Genomic DNA, 18,590 nt, shown 5'->3' on the forward strand with positions numbered 1-18,590 from the left:
TTTTTTGTTTGTTACGTCTGACCCCGCTACCCTAATCTTCTGACCTCTCTTTTAATCTGAATAAACCGTGGAGCAAAATGTCTGACGCCACTGAACGTAGCCAGTTTGCACGCCTGCTGGATCGGGCGATGCGTATCCTTGCCATGCGCGACCACAGCGAAGCCGAGTTTCGCCGTAAGCTGGCCCTGTCTGCCGAACGCGCCGCGCTGTACGCCAAAAACAAGGCTCAGGAGCCGGAGGCCGTGACGCCGGAGCAGATCGATCGCGTTGTGGCCTGGTGTTATGAAAACCGCTATCTTGATGATGCCCACTTTGCCGGGCGGTTTGTCGCCAGCCGCAGCCGGAAAGGCTATGGGCCGCAGCGTATCCGCATGGAGCTGGGGCAGAAGGGGATCGATAAGGCGCTGACGGATGAGGCGATGGCGAATAGCGACATTGACTGGACGCGCCAGGCTTACGAGGCGGCAGAGCGTAAGTTTGGCCTGCCGTTGCCAACCGAGTGGAAGGAAAAAGCCAAAGTACAACGCTATCTGATGGCGAAAGGCTTTTTTTCCGATGATATTCGCGCGATTTTCTCAAATTTTGACGAATGACCGCCGATGGGATTTTACTTCCCACCGAAGAAAATTTATCTTATTCACCACTTTTTGTTCGTGAGTTGCCAGCCGGGGGAGACCTTTCTGGCGGAGCAAGACTCACGAGACAGTCGTTAGCGTGATTCCAGGACAATTATGAGCAAGAGCACTGCGGAGATTCGCCAGGCGTTTCTCGACTTTTTCCAGAGCAAGGGACATCAGGTTGTAGCCAGTAGCTCCCTCGTCCCGACTAATGATCCGACGTTGCTGTTTACCAACGCCGGTATGAACCAGTTTAAAGATGTTTTCCTCGGCCAGGACAAGCGCAGCTATTCCCGTGCTACCACCTCTCAGCGCTGCGTGCGCGCGGGCGGTAAGCACAACGATCTGGAAAACGTCGGCTATACCGCCCGTCACCATACCTTCTTTGAAATGCTGGGTAACTTCAGCTTCGGCGACTATTTCAAACGTGAGGCAATTAGCTTCGCCTGGGAACTGCTGACCGGCGAACAGTGGTTTAACCTGCCAAAAGAAAAACTGTGGGTGACCGTTTACGAGACGGATGACGAAGCCTTCGATATCTGGGAAAAAGAAGTGGGCGTGCCGCGCGAGCGTATTATTCGCATCGGCGACAACAAAGGTAGCGCTTACGCTTCCGATAATTTCTGGCAGATGGGCGACACCGGACCTTGCGGCCCATGCTCCGAGATCTTCTTCGATCACGGTGACCATATCTGGGGGGGACCTCCAGGCAGCCCGGAAGAGGATGGCGATCGCTATATCGAGATCTGGAACATCGTCTTTATGCAGTTTAACCGTCAGCCCGACGGCACCATGCTGCCGCTGCCTAAGCCATCGGTAGATACCGGCATGGGGCTTGAGCGCATTACGGCGGTGCTACAGCACGTCAACTCTAACTACGAAATCGATCTGTTCCAGAAGCTGATTGGGTCCGTCGCCAGGGTGACTGGCTGTACCGATCTGACCAGCAAATCACTGCGCGTGATTGCCGATCACATTCGATCCTGTGCCTTCCTGATTGCTGATGGCGTGATCCCTTCGAATGAGAACCGTGGCTATGTGCTGCGCCGTATCATTCGTCGCGCTATCCGTCATGGCAACATGCTGGGCGCGCAGGGCACCTTCTTCTGGAAGCTGGTTGGGCCGCTGGTCGAGGTGATGGGTTCAGCCGGAGACGAGCTTAAAAAGCAGCAGTCTCAGGTTGAGCAGGTGCTGAAAACCGAAGAAGAGCAGTTTGCTAAAACGCTTGAGCGGGGCCTGGCCCTGCTGGATGAAGAACTGGAGAACTTGCAGGGCGATACGCTGGACGGCGAAACCGTCTTCCGCCTGTATGATACCTTTGGTTTCCCGGCCGACCTGACGGCCGACGTCTGCCGCGAGAGAAATCTCAAGATTGATGAGGCTGGCTTTGAGAAAGCGATGGAGCAGCAGCGTCAGCGAGCGCGTGAGGCCAGCGGCTTCGGCGCGGACTATACCAACGTTATCCAGATTGATACGGCATCGTCTTTCAAAGGTTACGATCGGCTGGAACTAAACTCCGCTGTGACCGCTATCTATGTCGACGGCAAGCCTGCGACGGCAATCACCGCCGGTCAGGAAGGGGTGATTGTGCTGGACGAAACGCCGTTCTACGGCGAGTCGGGTGGTCAGGTCGGCGATACCGGCGAGCTGAAAGGCGGCAATGCTGACTTTAGCGTTAGCGACACGCAAAAATACGGTCAGGCTATTGGTCATACTGGCAAACTGACGGCTGGGGAGATCCGCGTTGGCGATCGTCTGGCTGCGCAGGTTGACCAGGCGCGCCGCGATCGTATTCGTCTGAATCATTCCGCCACGCACCTGCTGCATGCTGCATTGCGCCAGGTTTTGGGCCATCATGTGGCGCAGAAAGGTTCGCTGGTCAATGACAAATACCTGCGTTTTGACTTCTCGCATTTCGAAGCGATGAAGCCGCAGGAAATTCGCCAGGTTGAAGAAATTGTTAACGCCCAGATCCGTCGCAATCTGCCGATTGAGACCACCATCATGGAACTGGAAGCGGCTAAAGCGCACGGCGCGATGGCGCTGTTTGGCGAGAAGTATGACGATCGCGTTCGCGTGCTGAGCATGGGCGATTTCTCGACCGAGCTGTGCGGCGGGACTCACGCCAGCCGCACCGGCGATATCGGCCTGTTCCGTATCCTCTCCGAGTCCGGCACGGCGGCAGGCGTTCGCCGTATTGAAGCCGTGACCGGCGAAGGCGCGCTGGGGCAGGTGTATGCTCAGAGCGAGCAGCTGCTGGATATTGCGCAGCTGATTAAGGCCAATAACAGTAACCTGAATGAAAAGGTTCGTGCGATGATTGACCATGTGCGCGGCCTGGAAAAAGAACTGCAGCAGTTGAAAGATCAGCAGGCTTCGCAGGAAAGCGCCTCGCTGAGCAGTAAAGCAATTGAGGTTAAGGGAGCGAAGTTGCTGGTTAGTGAACTTAGCAATGTCGAGCCGAAAATGCTGCGTACGATGGTTGACGATCTGAAAAATCAGCTCAAGTCAGCCATCATCGTGCTGGCAACCGTGACGGATGGCAAAGTTTCCCTGATTGCCGGGGTGACGAAAGATCTGACCGATCGGGTCAAGGCTGGAGAGCTGGTAGGCGAGCTGGCTCAGCAGGTTGGCGGGAAAGGCGGTGGGCGCCCTGATATGGCGCAGGCTGGCGGCACCGATGCTCAGGCGCTGCCTGCGGCGCTGGCGGGCGTTGAGTCATGGGTCATTGCAAAACTGTAACACTATAAATAATGCACGCTGAGGGCGCTATGGGGCTGAACTCATGGCGCTTTCTTATCGGGTGCGCGCTTAAAAAACACAAAGTCAGGTTAGCGGTGTGTATTTCGGCTAAACTAAGTATCAGCAGAATGTATTGGCAAGGTGATGCACTTGTGGTGTATTTGTCATAGTCTACATTTAGCGTTATACGATGGATAATGCCGGGAAGCAGTTAACCCGACTCTTTTAATCTTTCAAGGAGCAAAGAATGCTTATTCTAACTCGTCGAGTTGGTGAAACCCTCATGATTGGCGATGAGGTGACTGTAACGGTGCTGGGTGTGAAGGGGAACCAGGTTCGCATTGGTGTGAACGCTCCTAAGGAAGTTTCGGTCCATCGCGAAGAGATCTATCAGCGGATTCAGGCCGAAAAAACTCAGCAAACAAGTTACTAACGGATCCAGCGCCTCGCTAGTTGTAGCGAGGCGCTACCGGTTTTCCGCTTTCCTCCCGCATTTTCTCGCTCTTTCCCTCATCTTTCTTCCCTTCGCTGCGTTTTATCCCGCACGACTAATTGTATGGCGACGCCAGAATTATTGTTGATAATTCAATCTTTTTGTCGCCAAAATACCCGGATTGCATGGGAAGTGTGCAATTGAACCCGGAGGGGGAAAAATTGTTTGACTTATAAATGCGGGAAAGTAATATGTGCGCCACGCAGTGCCGATGAGCGGTTATAAAGTTCAGAAGCACAGCTCGCAAGAGTGCGTACTGGTGAGGTGGCCGAGAGGCTGAAGGCGCTCCCCTGCTAAGGGAGTATGCGGTCAAAAGCTGCATCCGGGGTTCGAATCCCCGCCTCACCGCCATTTGCATCCATAGCTCAGCTGGATAGAGTACTCGGCTACGAACCGAGCGGTCGGAGGTTCGAATCCTCCTGGATGCACCATATTTAAGAAAGAAAACAGCATTGCCGGACTGGCATAAAGCAGGTTCAGGTTATTGCCTGGTGTTATAAAAATTATTATGCATCCATAGCTCAGCTGGATAGAGTACTCGGCTACGAACCGAGCGGTCGGAGGTTCGAATCCTCCTGGATGCACCATCTTTAAGAAAGACAGCAGCATTACCGTACTGGCATAGAGCAGATTATTGCCGCCAGCACTAAGGATGATAACGTTGCCTGGCAACGGCCCGTAAGGGTGAGGCAGCGCCGAATAATCCTCCTGGATGCACCATATTTAAGAAAGAAAGCAGCATTACCGTACTGGTATAGAGCAGATTATTGCCGCCAGTTCCTTCTGAATGTCCTCAGGTTTGTCGCACGACACCCGCACGTTTTTCAATGCATCCATAGCTCAGCTGGATAGAGTACTCGGCTACGAACCGAGCGGTCGGAGGTTCGAATCCTCCTGGATGCACCATATTTAAGAAAGAAAGCAGCATTACCGTACTGGCATAGAGCAGGTTATTGCCGCCAGCACTAAGGATGATAACGTTGCCTGGCAACGGCCCGTAAGGGTGAGGCAGCGCCGAATAATCCTCCTGGATGCACCCTATTGCAAAAGAACAAACGGCCCCATTACACTGATATAGCGCACATTACTGCCGCTACAACCCTCTTTATCTCCTGAATAGTCTCTTGTTTTTAAACAATAAAATAGACTTTTGATGCGCAGATTTGTTCTGAGCTTTATCTCACGCCATTTTCTGATAATCAAAATCCCTATGTATTTCAAGGCATTTGCGGAACCATGCCAACAGCGACAAGCGGACGGCTTTACGCTAAAGTAATCGTTCGCTTGATCAAGGATGGAGAGAAGGATGTACGACCGGTATGAAGGCTTGATATTCGATATGGATGGTACCATTTTGGATACGGAACCAACGCATCGTAAGGCCTGGCATGAGGTGCTGGCACGGCATGGTATGCAGTTCGATGAGCGATCGGTGATTGGCCTGAACGGCTCACCTACGTGGCGCATTGCCGAGGTGATTATTGCCAGTCAGCAAAGCACGCTCGATCCGTTTGAGCTGGCCAGTGAAAAAACCGCCGCGCTGAAAGAGATGCTCTTTGATACCGTGCGTCCTCTGCCGCTGATAGAGGTGGTTAAAGCCTATAAGGGGCGGCGTCCTATGGCCGTAGGAACCGGCAGCGAGCACGCGATGGCAGAAGCGCTGTTGCAGCATCTTGGCCTGAGAAACTATTTTGATGCGGTCGTCGGTGCGGATGACGTGCAGCGCCACAAGCCGGAGCCGGAAACCTTTATCCGCTGTGCGGAACTGATCAACGTGGCTCCCTCGCGCTGCGTGGTGTTTGAGGACGCTGATTTTGGCATTCAGGCGGCGCAGGCTGCAGGGATGGATTTCGTGGACGTCCGCCAGCTGTGAGTGAATGGCTCGCCTTTGGGGCCATGTTTGCCAGCAGTTTTCTCAGTGCGACCCTGCTACCGGGCAGTTCAGAAGCGTTACTGGCTGGTCTGCTGATAGCCGGTAAGGTCTCAGTAAGTGGCATTATTGCCATCGCCGCACTTGGTAACACGTTGGGCGGTCTGACAAATATTATCATTGGTCGCTGGCTGCCGGTAAAACAGCAGGGGCGATGGCATCACACAGCAACGGCGTGGCTGCACCGCTTGGGGCCTGCTGCGCTGCTATTTAGCTGGTTACCAGTGATTGGTGACCTGCTATGCGTTCTCGCTGGCTGGCTTCGTTTTGCCTGGCTGCCGACGGTGCTGTTTCTCGCCGTCGGTAAAACCCTCCGCTACATAGCGCTGGCGTACGCAACATTACAGGGCATGGAATGGTGGCTTTGATTCGCGAATAATCGGCGCTACGGTTAACATTATGCTTAACAATAATAAATTTTTCTCCGAGCGGGAGGTCAATTTGATCCCGGACGTATCACAGGCGCTTTCCTGGCTGGAAGCTCATCCTGATGCATTAAAAGGTATTGGTCGCGGTATTGAACGCGAAACGCTGCGCGTCAGACCAGATGGTCATCTGGCCACTACCGGGCACCCAAAATCTCTTGGCTCGGCGTTAACGCATAAGTGGATCACCACGGATTTTGCGGAAACGCTGCTTGAATTCATCACGCCGGTAGATGACAACATCGATCATCTGCTGGCCTTTTTGCGTGATATTCATCGACACACCTCGCGCGACCTGGGCGAGGAACGCATGTGGCCGATGAGTATGCCGTGCCTGATTGAAGACAGTCAGCAGATTGAGCTGGCGCAATACGGCAGCTCCAACATCGGCAAGATGAAAACGCTTTATCGGGAAGGTTTGAAAAACCGCTACGGCGCGCTGATGCAGGTCATCTCCGGCGTTCACTATAACTTCTCGCTGCCGATCTCGTTCTGGCAGGCCTGGGCGAATGTCAAAGATGCCAACAGCGGCAAGGAGGCGATTTCCGACGGGTATTTGCGGCTAATCCGTAACTACTACCGCTTCGGTTGGATCATTCCTTACCTGTTCGGCGCTTCGCCAGCGATCTGCTCCTCTTTCCTACAGGGCAAAGAAACAAAGCTGCCGTTTGAAGAAACCGATAAGGGTATGCTGTATCTGCCTTACGCCACCTCTTTGCGCCTGAGCGATTTGGGGTATACCAACAAGTCGCAGAGCGGGCTGGGCATTACCTTCAATAATCTCAACGAGTATGTGAAGGCGCTGAAGGCGGCGATCAAAACGCCGTCCAAAGAGTATGAGCGGATGGGGATTAAGGATGAGCAGGGGAACTGGCTCCAGCTGAATACTAACGTGCTGCAGATTGAAAACGAGCTTTACGCGCCGATTCGGCCAAAACGCGTCACGCGTTCGGGGGAAAATCCTTCTGACGCGCTACTGCGCGGCGGCATTGAATATATCGAAGTTCGCTCGCTGGATATCAACCCCTTCTCGCCAGTCGGCGTGGATGAGAATCAGGTTCGTTTCCTCGATCTGTTCCTGATTTGGTGTACGCTGGCCGATGCGCCGGAAATGAGCAGCGATGAGCTGCTCTGCACGCGCACTAACTGGAACCGCGTCATTCTCGAAGGGCGGAAGCCGGGCCTGCTATTAGGCATGGGCTGCGGTGAAGCGCAGCATCCGCTGGCTGAAGTGGGAAAAACGCTGTTTAAAGACCTGCGCCGCGTTGCCGAGACGCTCGATAGTCAGCACGGCGATCGCCTGTATCAGGAAATGTGCGATCGTCTGGTGGCGTCGTTCGACGATCCAGATCTGACCTATTCCGCTCGTTTCCTGACGGCGCTGAAAGAGAATGGTATTAGCGGCACGGGGCTGGCGTTAGCGGAACATTATCGCCATCAGCTGGCGGAAGAGCCTTTAGAGATTCTGACGGAAACGCAGTTTGAGCAGGAAGCGGTGCGCTCAAAGGTTAATCAGCAGGAAATTGAAGAAAGTGATACGCTTAGCTTTGACGACTTTTTGAAAAGTCGCAGCGGGTAAGAAAAGAAAAAGGCCACATTGCTGTGGCCAAAAATAACATCTCTGTTGTCAGGGATGATGATGATAACAAAATGCGCGTCTTTCATAGATTCAGACCGGGCACGGAAGAGAAAGTTTCACTGTTGCAAAAATAAATTCATTAGTTGAGGTAACAATATGCCATTGTTGGATAGCTTTACCGTCGATCACACTATCATGGCGGCACCTGCGGTTCGTGTAGCTAAGACCATGAACACTCCTCATGGCGATACCATTACCGTTTTCGATTTGCGCTTCTGCAAGCCAAACAAAGAAGTGATGCCAGAGCGCGGGATCCACACGCTGGAGCACCTGTTTGCTGGCTTCATGCGTAACCACCTGAACGGTGAAGGCGTAGAAATCATCGACATCTCCCCAATGGGTTGCCGTACCGGTTTCTATATGAGCCTGATTGGTACGCCGGACGAGCAGCGCGTGGCGAAAGCCTGGAAAGCGGCGATGCAGGATGTGCTGAAAGTCACTGACCAGCGCACCATCCCAGAGCTGAATGAGTACCAGTGCGGGACGTATGAAATGCACTCTTTAGATGAAGCGCAGGACATTGCCCGTCACATTATCGACAACGACATTCGCGTTAACCATAACGACGAGCTGGCGCTGCCGAAAGAGAAGCTGAAAGAGCTGCACATTTAGTTATCCGCCGCATTCAGCTTTACCGCCCCGCTCTCCGGGGCGGTAAATTCGTCCCTCTCCAGCGCTGAGCGTTTCCTCTGAGGGGGACGGGGTTGTGTTATGACCCTACCGATTCCTTCAGTGACTTCTGCGGCGTAATCCTCACCTGTTTGATCATATTTTCCTGTACGTCGAGAATATCGACCGCGTAGTGACCAACATGCACCGTGGTGTCAGGCAGAGGAATGTCCTCAATCGCTTCCAGAATCATCCCGTTAACCGTACGGGCCTCCTCTTCCGGCAGATTCCAGTTAAACGCTTTATTTAGCTCACGCACGTTAGCGCTGCCTTCAATCAGCACTGAACCGTCGTTCTGCGGCACGACTTCTTCCGCCAGCGTTGGCGACATCGAGGTGGTGAAGTCGCCGACGATCTCTTCAAGAATGTCTTCAATGGCTACCAGGCCTTTAATGTCGCCATATTCATCAACCACCAGCCCGACTTTCTTCTTATTACGCTGAAATTTCACCAGCTGCACGTTCAGCGGCGTGCCTTCCGGCACATAATAAATTTCGTCAGCCGAGCGCAGCATCACCTCTTTGGTGAACTCTTTCTTCTCGGTCATCAGGCGATAGGCTTCACGCACGCGCAGCATACTGATGGCGTCATCAAGGGAATCGCGGTAGAGCACCACCCGGCCATGCGGTGTGTGGGTCAACTGGCGGACAATCGACTTCCAGTCATCGTTAATATTGATGCCAACGATTTCATTGCGCGGCACCATAATGTCATCAACGTTCACTTTCTCCAGATCCAGCACCGAAAGCAGCATGTCCTGGTTGCGACGGGACATCAGCGAGCGCGATTCGTAGACGATGGTACGCAGCTCTTCCTTGCTCAGCGCGGAGTTGATCGCGCCTTCGGTTCTCATGCCGACCAGGCGCATCAGCAGCCGGGTAATGGTATTCAGCAGCCAGACCAGCGGCATCATCACGATTTGCAGCGGCCCCAGTAGAAAACTGCTGGGAAAGGCGACTTTTTCAGGGTAGAGCGCGGCGATGGTTTTGGGCAGCACCTCGGCAAACACCAGCACGCAGAAGGTCAGAATACCGGTGGCGATCGCCACGCCCTCATCGCCATGAATGCGCATCCCGACGAGGGTTGCCAGAGCGGAGGCCAGAATATTGACCAGGTTGTTGCCGATCAGCACCAGGCTGAGTAAACGGTCGGGACGGCGCAGCAGTTTCTCCACGCGGCGGGCGGCGCGGCTGCCGTTCTTGGCCTGATGGCGCAGCTTATAGCGGTTAAGCGTCATCATGCCGGTTTCAGAACCGGCGAACCAGGCCGAAACCATAACCATGATCACCAGAATAATAATCAGGGTGGTAGTTGAAACATCTGCCAACGAGGGAATTCCTTGTAGTGAGCGGTCAGGAGGTGAGGAAATGCTGTAGCATCCGGCTACCGAAGTAGGCCATTGTCAGCAAAAAAGCCCCACCGCAGTTGAACCAGGCAACGCGGCGTCCGCGCCAGCCTTCATGATAGTGACCCCACAGCAAAACGATATAGACGAACCAGGCAAGGATCGACAGCACGGCTTTATCGACGTTCTCGCGGCTGAAAAGATCGTGCATATAAAACAGCCCGGTACACAAGACCAGCGTCAGTAGCACCACGCCTACCTGAGTGATGTGAAACATTTTGCGCTCAATGGTCATCAGCGGCGGAATATCGCTGTTGAACACCAGCTTTTTGTTCTTCAGCAGATAGTCGATCCAGGCCAGTTGCAGGGCATACAGCGCGGCAATGATCAGCGTTGCATAGGCAAACAGCGCGAGGCCGATATGCACCATCATCCCCGGCGTGGTCTCCAGGTGGGTGATAAAGGCATTCGGCACAAAAGTGGCAAAGGCCAGATTGATCAGCGCAAAGCTGTAAACAATCGGCAGCAGTATCCAGCCCCGGTTGCGCGAGGCGACAATGGTCATGATGGCGCAGATCAGCAGGCTGACCAGCGAGCCAATGTTCAGCAGGCTGAGGTTCTGGCCGCTGTCGATGGCAAAAATGCGCTGCTGCAGCGCTATGCCGTGGCAGACCAGCGCAATAACCGCCGAGATCATCGCCAGACGCCGCCAGGCGCTCTGCTTGCGCAGCAGCGTCGGAATGATCAAAGCAAGGCTGGAGGAGTAGGCGAGTAGCGCCAGAATCGCGAAAACGGACATAAATGTTGTCAGGTACCGGCTGGATAAGAAAAAAATCAGTATAGCGCCAGCCGCTGCTGGCTCCAAACGATCTCAACGCAGATGGCTGAGATCGCCGTGGCTTCATGTTATAATCCGTCCCATTGTGTCGCCTGGCGACCTCTCATTACGTTGAGCGAGAGACGATGTTTGATAATTTAACCGACAGATTGTCGCAATCCCTGCGCAATATCAGCGGCCGTGGACGGCTGACAGAAGACAACATTAAGGACACCCTGCGTGAAGTGCGCATGGCGCTGCTTGAGGCGGACGTTGCGCTGCCGGTCGTGCGCGACTTTATCAACCGGGTGAAAGAGCGGGCGGTTGGACAGGATGTCAACAAAAGCCTGACGCCAGGCCAGGAGTTCGTCAAGATCGTGCAGAACGAGCTGGTCGTGGCGATGGGCGCGGAGAACAACACGCTCAATCTTGCCGCTCAGCCACCGGCCGTGGTGCTGATGGCGGGCCTGCAGGGGGCCGGTAAAACCACCAGCGTGGGCAAGCTCGGTAAGTTCCTGCGCGAAAAGCACAAGAAGAAAGTGCTGGTCGTCTCTGCCGACGTCTATCGCCCTGCGGCGATTAAACAGCTGGAAACGCTGGCCGAACAAGTCGGCGTGGATTTCTGCCCCTCTGACCTTAGTCAGAAGCCGGTGGATATCGTTACGAGCGCTTTACAGCAGGCTAAGCTAAAATTCTACGATGTGCTGCTGGTGGATACCGCCGGTCGTCTGCACGTAGACGAAGCGATGATGGACGAAATCAAACAGGTTCACGCCGCGATCAATCCGGTTGAAACGCTGTTTGTGGTCGACGCCATGACCGGCCAGGATGCCGCGAATACGGCGAAGGCGTTTAACGAAGCGCTGCCGTTAACCGGCGTGATCCTGACGAAAGTGGACGGTGACGCCCGCGGCGGCGCCGCGCTGTCGATTCGTCAAATCACCGGTAAGCCCATTAAATTTATGGGCGTTGGTGAGAAAACCGAAGCCCTGGAGCCGTTCTACCCGGAACGTATCGCTTCCCGTATCCTCGGCATGGGCGACGTTCTGTCGCTGATTGAAGATATCGAAAGCAAAGTTGACCGTGCGCAGGCTGAGAAGCTAGCCAGCAAGCTCAAAAAGGGCGACGGTTTCGATCTGAACGACTTCCTCGACCAGCTCAAGCAGATGCGCAACATGGGCGGCATGGCCAGCCTGATGGGCAAGCTGCCGGGCATGGGTCAGATCCCGGACAACGTGAAGTCGCAGATGGACGATAAAGTGCTGGTGCGAATGGAAGCGATGATCAACTCCATGACGCGTAAAGAGCGCGAAAAGCCGGAGATCATTAAAGGTTCCCGCAAGCGTCGCATTGCAACAGGTTCAGGCATGCAGGTGCAGGACGTTAACCGCTTACTGAAGCAGTTTGACGACATGCAGCGCATGATGAAGAAGATGAAAAAGGGCGGTATGGCGAAGATGATGCGCGGCATGAAGGGCATGATGCCGCCAGGCTTCCCTGGCCGTTAAGTCAGCCGGAAAAGCGCTTTGGCGAATTAGATTGCTTTTTACGCCAAAATGAGTAAAATTTTCGGGCTTTTTATATTGCATCCGGGCCCCGTTCCCTCAATGGGGCCCGGTTGTTTTATTAACTCAAGAGGATGTTATGGTAACAATTCGTTTGGCACGTCACGGCGCTAAAAAGCGTCCGTTCTATCAGGTAGTCGTCACCGACAGCCGCAATGCTCGCAACGGTCGCTTCATCGAGCGCGTGGGTTTCTTCAACCCGATCGCTGCTGGTCAGGCTGAAGCACTGCGTCTGGATCTGGATCGCATTGAGCACTGGGTTGGCCAGGGCGCTACTCTTTCCGATCGCGTTGGTGCGCTGATCAAAGAAGCTAAGAAAGCAGCTTAATCTGTCACGGTGGTCAACATGAGCAAGCAACTCACCGCGCAGTCTCCTGCTACCCCTTTAATTTTAGGGAAAATGGGATCTGCCTACGGTATCCGTGGTTGGCTCAAAGTGTTTTCCTCCACCGAAGATGCCGAAAGCATTTTTGACTATCAGCCGTGGTTTATCCAACGTGCGGGTCAATGGCAGCTTGTCGAGCTGGAAGGCTGGAAGCGCCACAATCAGGACATGATCATCAAAGTCAAAGGCATTGACGATCGTGATACTGCCGGTCTGCTGACTAATTGCGAAATTGTCGTGGATTCCGGGCAGCTGCCGGAGCTGGACGGCGGCGACTATTACTGGAAAGACCTTATTGGTTGCCAGGTAGTCACCACTCAAGGCTATGAGCTGGGTAAAGTCACTGAGCTGATGGAAACCGGTTCGAACGACGTGCTCGTCGTGAGGGCAAACCTGAAGGATGCATTCGGTGCGAAGGAGCGGCTGATTCCGTTCCTTGATGGACAGGTTATCAAGAATGTCGATCTCGCTACCGGCAGTATTGAAGTAGATTGGGATCCTGGTTTTTGAGCTCCGTAAAAGACGGTATGACGCCAGCGTCATCGATGTGGATTGGCATTATCAGCCTGTTCCCGGAGATGTTCAGCGCGATTACCGAATACGGAGTAACCGGCCGGGCAGTAAAAAATGGCCTGCTCAGCATTCAGAGTTGGAGTCCTCGTGACTTCGCTCATGACCGGCACCGTACCGTGGACGAACGTCCTTACGGCGGCGGACCGGGAATGCTAATGATGGTTCAACCCTTACGGGATGCCATCCACGCAGCAAAAGCGGCGGCAGGGGAAGGCGCCAGGGTGATTTATCTTTCACCTCAGGGGCGTAAACTCGATCAGCAAGGAGTTTGCGAACTGGCGACCCATCAGAAGATAATTCTGGTGTGCGGTCGTTATGAAGGGATTGATGAGCGCGTAATCAAAACCGAAATCGATGAAGAATGGTCGATTGGCGATTACGTTCTCAGCGGTGGGGAGCTGCCAGCGATGACGCTGATTGACTCGGTCGCCCGGTTTATACCCGGCGTCCTGGGCAAGCAGGCGTCAGCCGAGGAAGATTCGTTTTCCGAAGGCCTGTTGGATTGTCCGCACTATACCCGACCTGAAGTGTTAGAAGGGATGGAGGTTCCGCCAGTACTGCTGTCGGGCAACCATGCTGAAATTCACCGCTGGCGTTTGAAACAGTCGCTGGGTCGTACCTGGCTAAGAAGACCTGAACTTCTGGAAAACCTGGCTCTGACTGAAGAGCAAGCAAAGTTGCTCAGAGAATTCCAAAAGGAATTCAACCGGCAACATAACGATGATGGGCATGTACGGCAGTAGCCGCGCGCCTGAATATCAGTTTACCCAGGATAAGAGATTAAATTATGAGCAACATTATCAAGCAAATTGAACAAGAGCAGATGAAACAGGACGTACCTTCATTCCGTCCGGGTGATTCCGTGGAAGTGAAAGTATGGGTCGTTGAAGGTTCTAAGAAACGTCTGCAGGCATTCGAGGGCGTGGTTATCGCTATTCGTAACCGCGGTCTGCACTCTGCATTCACTGTTCGTAAAATTTCTAACGGCGAAGGTGTTGAGCGTGTATTCCAGACTCACTCACCGGTTATCGACAGCATTGCTGTGAAACGTCGTGGCGCCGTACGTAAGGCCAAACTGTACTATCTGCGTGAGCGTACCGGTAAGTCTGCACGTATCAAAGAACGTCTGGGCGCTAAAGCAGCTTCTTAAGTTAATAGCGAACGAAGGGCCAGCCGAGAGGTTGGCCCTTTTTTTATGACTGTTATTAGCGTTGGGTGGCTTTAATAAGCTCGACAACCAGCGGTGACAGCTCATTGCGCAGCGCGGCGCGTTCGGACTGGAACAGCGTGGCGACGAAGTATTTATGCTCCGGCAGCTCAATGCCGCGCACGTCCCCTTCACGATCCCATGCGGTAATACGCAGCGGGAAATCCGCCAGCTCTTTTACAAATTCCGGGTTAACGCCGAAATTGCAGTGGTAGCCTTCGCAGGTTTCCAGCTTGCCGTAGGCGCTGGCAATTCGCGAGCCGGGCTCAAACACGATATCGCCCATCTTTTCCAGCAGCGAGCAGCTCAGCGGGGCAATGACCACGCGGCCTTCGGCGTCAGTCTCGGCATGAGCGGCATCGCTCCAGCCCATAACGTTGCGGGCATATTCCACCACGGCATACTGGAACCCCCCGCATGAACCTAGAAAGGGCACGTTATTTTCACGGGCATAGGTGATAGCCATAAATGCACCGCGATCGTTTTTATACGGGCTTCCGGGAACCACCCAGATGGCGTCGAAATTCGCCAGGACGGCAGGGCTGGTCACGGATTCAGTCGGCAGCCATTCTGCGCTCAGCGGAAGGTTCAGCCAGGCGGCGGCAAGTTCGGTGGCGGGCGGGATGGCCTGATGGGCAACGGCAGAAGAACGATAATCACCAACAAGGGCAAGGCGGATAGGCTGGTTCATCTCAATTTCCTGTACAGGTAAAAGAGGATGCTACAGCAGGCCCCATCAATTGACAATCTCGAACCTTTTAGTCATTTCTTCCCCGCGGGCTAACGGGCCTCCATGCCTGTCGACGCTACTGCGGACGTCGGAAGTGGTAGATCGCGGTATTAACCGGACCGCTGTCCAGTACGATCAAACCATGCTGAATGCCGATAAATTCCGCGCCGCATTTCACTGCCACGCGGCGGCTGGCGGCATTCTCCTCCACCGCGAGGATTTCCACCGTATCCCTTTCCGGACTTTGCCACGCCAGATTGACCAAATAGAGAACGGCCTGGCTGGCAACACCCTGACCCTGTTCGCTGCTGCGCACCCAGTAGCCAATTGAGCAGTGATTAGTCGGATCGCTCGAATAGTGCAGCCCAGCACCGCCCAGTAAACGCCCCTCTTCTGTAAACAGACCCAGCTCGTTCGCTAACCCTTTTTCCCGCAAAGTATGGGTGGCGGCAAACCAGCTGCGGGCTTCGGCTTCGCTAAATCCTTCGTGGGCCCAAACTAACCACGGCTTGAGCGTATCCAGCGAGGCATTAACGGCGCTGGCGAAGTCTCGGGCATCTGAATTGGCATAAGGGCGGTACAGGATTTTCATGCGGTTTCACTCCTTTCCGGTACTGACATCCGTCGCTTCATGGCTGACGCCAGGGCGCTAACCAGCCGAGGCCATTTTCGGTGGACGCCCGCGGCTGATATTCACAGCCTACCCATCCATGGTAGTTGAGGCTGTCCAGCAGTTCAAACAGCCAGGGATAGTTCACTTCACCTTCGTCAGGCTCATGACGATCGGGGACGGAAGCAATTTGAATATGACCATATTGCCCGGCGTACTGACGCAATAAATGGCTCAGGTTACCGTCCACCTGCTGGGCATGGAACAGATCCAATTGCAGTTTAACATTGGGCCGATCGACCTTTTTAATGATTTCCAAAGCCTGATACTGACTGGAAAACAGGTAACCCGCGCGCGTTTTTGGGCTGAGCGCCTCAACCAGCAGCTGGATATTCTCCCCGGCACATTGTTCTGCCGCGTAGCGCAGGTTTTCAACGAAGGTGGTCAGACATGCGGCGGCCGAAAAATTACTGGGTATCACGCCGGCCATAACATGTACTGATGGGCAATTCATCGCCCGCGCATACTCCAGCGCCTCGTCCGTATAGCGGCGGGCTTCGGCTTCCCGTCCAGGCAGGGCCGCAATTCCCCAATCGCCTTGATCAATGTTGCCAGCGCAAGTGTTAAACAGCACCACCTTCAGCCCGGTCTGCTGTAACACAGAGTGCAGGTCACTGAGAGAATAATCATAGGGAAACAGAAATTCAACAGCGTCAAACCCGGCGCGGGCCGCTGCGGAAAAACGTTCAATAAAAGGCAGTTCGGTAAACATCATTGATAAGTTAGCAGCGAATTTCGGCATTTTCAGCTCCTCAATGCAGTGATTTCGGCCGGGGTCAGATAACGTATCGGTCGGTCACCGAGGGTGAATATCAGGCGAGCCGTTTCTTCGAGCTCTTCCAGATTATCGGCCGCTTCGCGCAGGGTTTTGCCGCTGACAACCGGACCGTGATTTGCCAGTAAAAAAGCGTTGTGGTTCGGCGCAAGCCTGGCCAGATGTTCACCGATCTGCCTGTCTCCAGGGCGAAAATAGGGGACCACCGGCACTTCGCCCATCTTCATCACTACATACGGCGTAAAAGGGCGGATGCAGTTGCTGGTATCCAGATCCTCCAGGCAGGAGAGCGCCGTCAGATACAAACAGTGAAGATGGACGATGGCTTTACTGCTGGGATTATTCAGGTAAACCGCACGGTGAAAACTGACTTCTTTAGAGGGCTTATCACCGGAAATTAGCTCGCCATCCAGGGTTACTTTAGATAAGCGCTCCGCATCCAGTTCTCCTAAACAGGAGCCAGTTGGCGTTGCCAGCAGGGTGTTATCTTCCAGCAACACTGACAAATTGCCTGCCGAACCGGTGGCATAGCCGCGCTGGAAAAGCGAGCGTCCCAGGCTGACCAGCGCCTCACGCATTTGTTGTTCATTCATGGCGTAAACTCCAGTTGTGCGCGGGCGAAAAAGTTTTCATCGCCAAAATTGCCCGACTTGAGGGCCAGTGACAGAGGACGATCGGTGGCTTTGACCCAGGGAATGCCTGGTGAAATAGTCGGACCAATGTGCAGCCCCTGTATATGCAGAGCCTGAGTGACCACGCCGGAAGTTTCGCCGCCCGCTACAATAAATCGCTGAATGCCGTCTTCTGCCAGCAGAGGGACCAGCCGGGCAAAAAAGCGTTCAATGGCCTGACTGCTGTTATCGGCACCGTACTGCTGCTGAATACGTTGCAGCGTTTCCGGTTCAGAGGTGGCAAATACCATCGGGGCCAGAGAAGAGGTGCGCTGCGCCCGCACCCACTGGCAAACCTCGGTTGCGTACCGATCGTTATCTTCGAGGCAACGGGCTATCTCCAGCGCAACATGAGGAGCCTGGGGTTTATAGCGGGCCACCTGAGCGTTGGTCATTGTTGAACATGAGCCTGAAAGCACGACTCCCGGCCCCGTGACCGGCAGGCCGCGTTGCTCACTCTTCTTACCAGGATGTGATGCGGAAAAGTGGCGAGCAACGCCAATCGCCAGCCCTGAACCGCCGGTTACCAGCCGCATATTTGCTGAGGCGACCGCCTGAATCAGCAGATCTTCTTCACTGACTGCATCCATTACTACATAGCGGACTCCCTGCTGGCGTAATAGCGCCAGTTGCTGGACCACGTTTTCGCTTCCCTGGCGCAAAGCGTCCAGAGGAATCAGCCCGGCTCGCCCCGTAGACTGTTGCTCGATCAGGCGCAGCAGATTGCTGTCACGCATTGGCGTAACCGGATGGTTGCGCATACCCGATTCTGACAGCAACTGCTGATGGACAAACAGATAACCCTGGTAGACGGTACGCCCATTGACCGGCAAGGCGGGAGAGAAAATGGTCTGGGTTTCACCCAGTTCAGCCAGCAGGGCGTCGGTGACCGGCCCGATATTTCCTTCAGCAGTACTGTCAAAAGTTGAACAATATTTAAAGTAAAAACGCTGACAGCCCTGTTGTCTTAGCCAGCTGAGTGCTGATAGCGACTCACTGACTGCGCGCTGCGGCGGACAGGAGCGTGATTTCAAGCTGATAACAATCGCCTCGACCTCTTTCACCGCGGAATTTGCGGAGGGGACGCCGTTGTACTGGATTACCGACATGCCATTCTGTGCCAAAAAGCTGGCGATATCCGTTGCTCCAGTAAAGTCATCAGCAATGACGCCTAAATAGGCCATATATCCTCCTGCTGCTGCTAAGTCTTGTATGAGAAGGCCCTCATCATATGTGAAAAAATGTCAGTCATCACGCTTATTTTTGTTAAAAATTAACATGCGTGCATTGTATTACTGGCGATATCACATTTTTGAACATTAAGGGGCAACCCTTTC

The 18,590-nt window shown here is 54.1% G+C and carries 19 protein-coding genes and 4 tRNA genes; 16 read left to right on the top strand and 7 right to left on the bottom strand.

All coding sequences use genetic code 11. From position 1 onward, the window contains the following. The first annotated feature begins 77 nt into the window (after positions 1-77). From NG99_RS12035 to luxS, 11 genes are all read left to right on the top strand, one after another. On the top strand, positions 78-593 hold the full coding sequence (locus tag NG99_RS12035) for a regulatory protein RecX (RefSeq protein WP_034892767.1): 516 nt from the start codon (positions 78-80) through the stop codon (positions 591-593). A 138-nt stretch (positions 594-731) separates the two neighbouring features. Continuing rightward, positions 732-3,359, top strand: coding sequence for an alanine--tRNA ligase (alaS, locus tag NG99_RS12040; RefSeq protein ID WP_034892770.1), 2,628 nt, complete (start codon positions 732-734; stop codon positions 3,357-3,359). A gap of 247 nt (positions 3,360-3,606) precedes the next feature. Continuing rightward, positions 3,607-3,792 carry a carbon storage regulator CsrA gene (gene csrA / locus NG99_RS12045; protein ID WP_004155916.1) on the top strand — a complete coding sequence of 62 codons (186 nt, stop codon included), beginning with the start codon at positions 3,607-3,609 and terminating at the stop codon, positions 3,790-3,792. Between the two features lie 318 nt (positions 3,793-4,110). Then, positions 4,111-4,203: transfer RNA gene (locus NG99_RS12050), tRNA-Ser, on the top strand. Between the two features lie 3 nt (positions 4,204-4,206). After that, positions 4,207-4,283, top strand: a tRNA-Arg gene (locus NG99_RS12055). 79 nt (positions 4,284-4,362) lie between these two features. Beyond that, positions 4,363-4,439 (top strand) — tRNA-Arg (locus tag NG99_RS12060). Between the two features lie 242 nt (positions 4,440-4,681). Next, positions 4,682-4,758, top strand: a tRNA-Arg gene (locus tag NG99_RS12065). A 400-nt stretch (positions 4,759-5,158) separates the two neighbouring features. Then, positions 5,159-5,725, top strand: coding sequence for a fructose-1-phosphate/6-phosphogluconate phosphatase (yqaB, locus tag NG99_RS12070; RefSeq protein ID WP_034892774.1), 567 nt, complete (start codon positions 5,159-5,161; stop codon positions 5,723-5,725). A gap of 23 nt (positions 5,726-5,748) precedes the next feature. Then, complete coding sequence (locus NG99_RS12075) at positions 5,749-6,150, top strand: YqaA family protein (RefSeq protein ID WP_408606405.1); 402 nt, start codon at positions 5,749-5,751, stop codon at positions 6,148-6,150. A 31-nt stretch (positions 6,151-6,181) separates the two neighbouring features. Continuing rightward, positions 6,182-7,786 carry a glutamate--cysteine ligase gene (gene gshA / locus NG99_RS12080; RefSeq protein WP_034892780.1) on the top strand — a complete coding sequence of 535 codons (1,605 nt, stop codon included), beginning with the start codon at positions 6,182-6,184 and terminating at the stop codon, positions 7,784-7,786. A gap of 156 nt (positions 7,787-7,942) precedes the next feature. Next, a complete protein-coding gene (luxS, locus tag NG99_RS12085) occupies positions 7,943-8,458 on the top strand; it encodes an S-ribosylhomocysteine lyase (protein ID WP_034892784.1) in 516 nt (171 codons plus the stop codon). 97 nt (positions 8,459-8,555) lie between these two features. On the opposite strand, the gene NG99_RS12090 is transcribed toward luxS, so the two are convergent. Both NG99_RS12090 and NG99_RS12095 read right to left on the bottom strand, forming a co-directional pair. Beyond that, on the bottom strand, positions 8,556-9,842 hold the full coding sequence (locus tag NG99_RS12090) for an HlyC/CorC family transporter (RefSeq protein ID WP_034892787.1): 1,287 nt from the start codon (positions 9,840-9,842) through the stop codon (positions 8,556-8,558). A 25-nt stretch (positions 9,843-9,867) separates the two neighbouring features. Then, complete coding sequence (locus NG99_RS12095; protein WP_034892790.1) at positions 9,868-10,659, bottom strand: cytochrome C assembly family protein; 792 nt, start codon at positions 10,657-10,659, stop codon at positions 9,868-9,870. Between the two features lie 164 nt (positions 10,660-10,823). Between NG99_RS12095 and ffh the strand changes: the two genes are divergently transcribed. The 5 genes from ffh (at position 10,824) to rplS (ending at position 14,350) form a co-directional block, all read left to right on the top strand. Further along, entirely contained in the window at positions 10,824-12,185 is a 1,362-nt protein-coding gene (gene ffh / locus NG99_RS12100; RefSeq protein WP_034892794.1) for a signal recognition particle protein, read from the top strand. Positions 12,186-12,321: 136 nt separating this feature from the next. Then, a complete protein-coding gene (gene rpsP, locus NG99_RS12105) occupies positions 12,322-12,570 on the top strand; it encodes a 30S ribosomal protein S16 (RefSeq protein WP_034892797.1) in 249 nt (82 codons plus the stop codon). Positions 12,571-12,588: 18 nt separating this feature from the next. Continuing rightward, positions 12,589-13,137: a ribosome maturation factor RimM gene (rimM, locus tag NG99_RS12110; protein WP_034892800.1), complete on the top strand. Its 549-nt coding sequence runs from the start codon at positions 12,589-12,591 to the stop codon at positions 13,135-13,137. Between the two features lie 35 nt (positions 13,138-13,172). Next, positions 13,173-13,943, top strand: a complete 771-nt coding sequence (trmD, locus tag NG99_RS12115) for a tRNA (guanosine(37)-N1)-methyltransferase TrmD (RefSeq protein ID WP_052130671.1) — start codon at positions 13,173-13,175, stop codon at positions 13,941-13,943. A gap of 44 nt (positions 13,944-13,987) precedes the next feature. Then, positions 13,988-14,350 carry a 50S ribosomal protein L19 gene (gene rplS / locus NG99_RS12120; protein ID WP_024965502.1) on the top strand — a complete coding sequence of 121 codons (363 nt, stop codon included), beginning with the start codon at positions 13,988-13,990 and terminating at the stop codon, positions 14,348-14,350. A 55-nt stretch (positions 14,351-14,405) separates the two neighbouring features. Here the strand turns inward: rplS and NG99_RS12125 are convergent, their stop codons facing one another. The 5 genes from NG99_RS12125 to otnK form a co-directional block, all read right to left on the bottom strand. Further along, on the bottom strand, positions 14,406-15,098 hold the full coding sequence (locus NG99_RS12125) for a CTP synthase C-terminal region-related (seleno)protein (protein ID WP_034892809.1): 693 nt from the start codon (positions 15,096-15,098) through the stop codon (positions 14,406-14,408). 115 nt (positions 15,099-15,213) lie between these two features. After that, on the bottom strand, positions 15,214-15,729 hold the full coding sequence (locus tag NG99_RS12130) for a GNAT family N-acetyltransferase (RefSeq protein WP_034892812.1): 516 nt from the start codon (positions 15,727-15,729) through the stop codon (positions 15,214-15,216). A 37-nt stretch (positions 15,730-15,766) separates the two neighbouring features. After that, positions 15,767-16,549: a 2-oxo-tetronate isomerase gene (gene otnI, locus NG99_RS12135; protein ID WP_034892815.1), complete on the bottom strand. Its 783-nt coding sequence runs from the start codon at positions 16,547-16,549 to the stop codon at positions 15,767-15,769. 2 nt (positions 16,550-16,551) lie between these two features. Beyond that, positions 16,552-17,175, bottom strand: coding sequence for a 3-oxo-tetronate 4-phosphate decarboxylase (gene otnC, locus NG99_RS12140; protein WP_034892818.1), 624 nt, complete (start codon positions 17,173-17,175; stop codon positions 16,552-16,554). Continuing rightward, on the bottom strand, positions 17,172-18,437 hold the full coding sequence (otnK, locus tag NG99_RS12145; RefSeq protein ID WP_034892820.1) for a 3-oxo-tetronate kinase: 1,266 nt from the start codon (positions 18,435-18,437) through the stop codon (positions 17,172-17,174). The genes otnC and otnK overlap by 4 nt, the downstream gene beginning before the upstream one ends. Between the last annotated feature and the right edge of the window lie 153 nt (positions 18,438-18,590).

The organism is Erwinia typographi (assembly GCF_000773975.1).
Classification (GTDB): domain Bacteria; phylum Pseudomonadota; class Gammaproteobacteria; order Enterobacterales; family Enterobacteriaceae; genus Erwinia; species Erwinia typographi.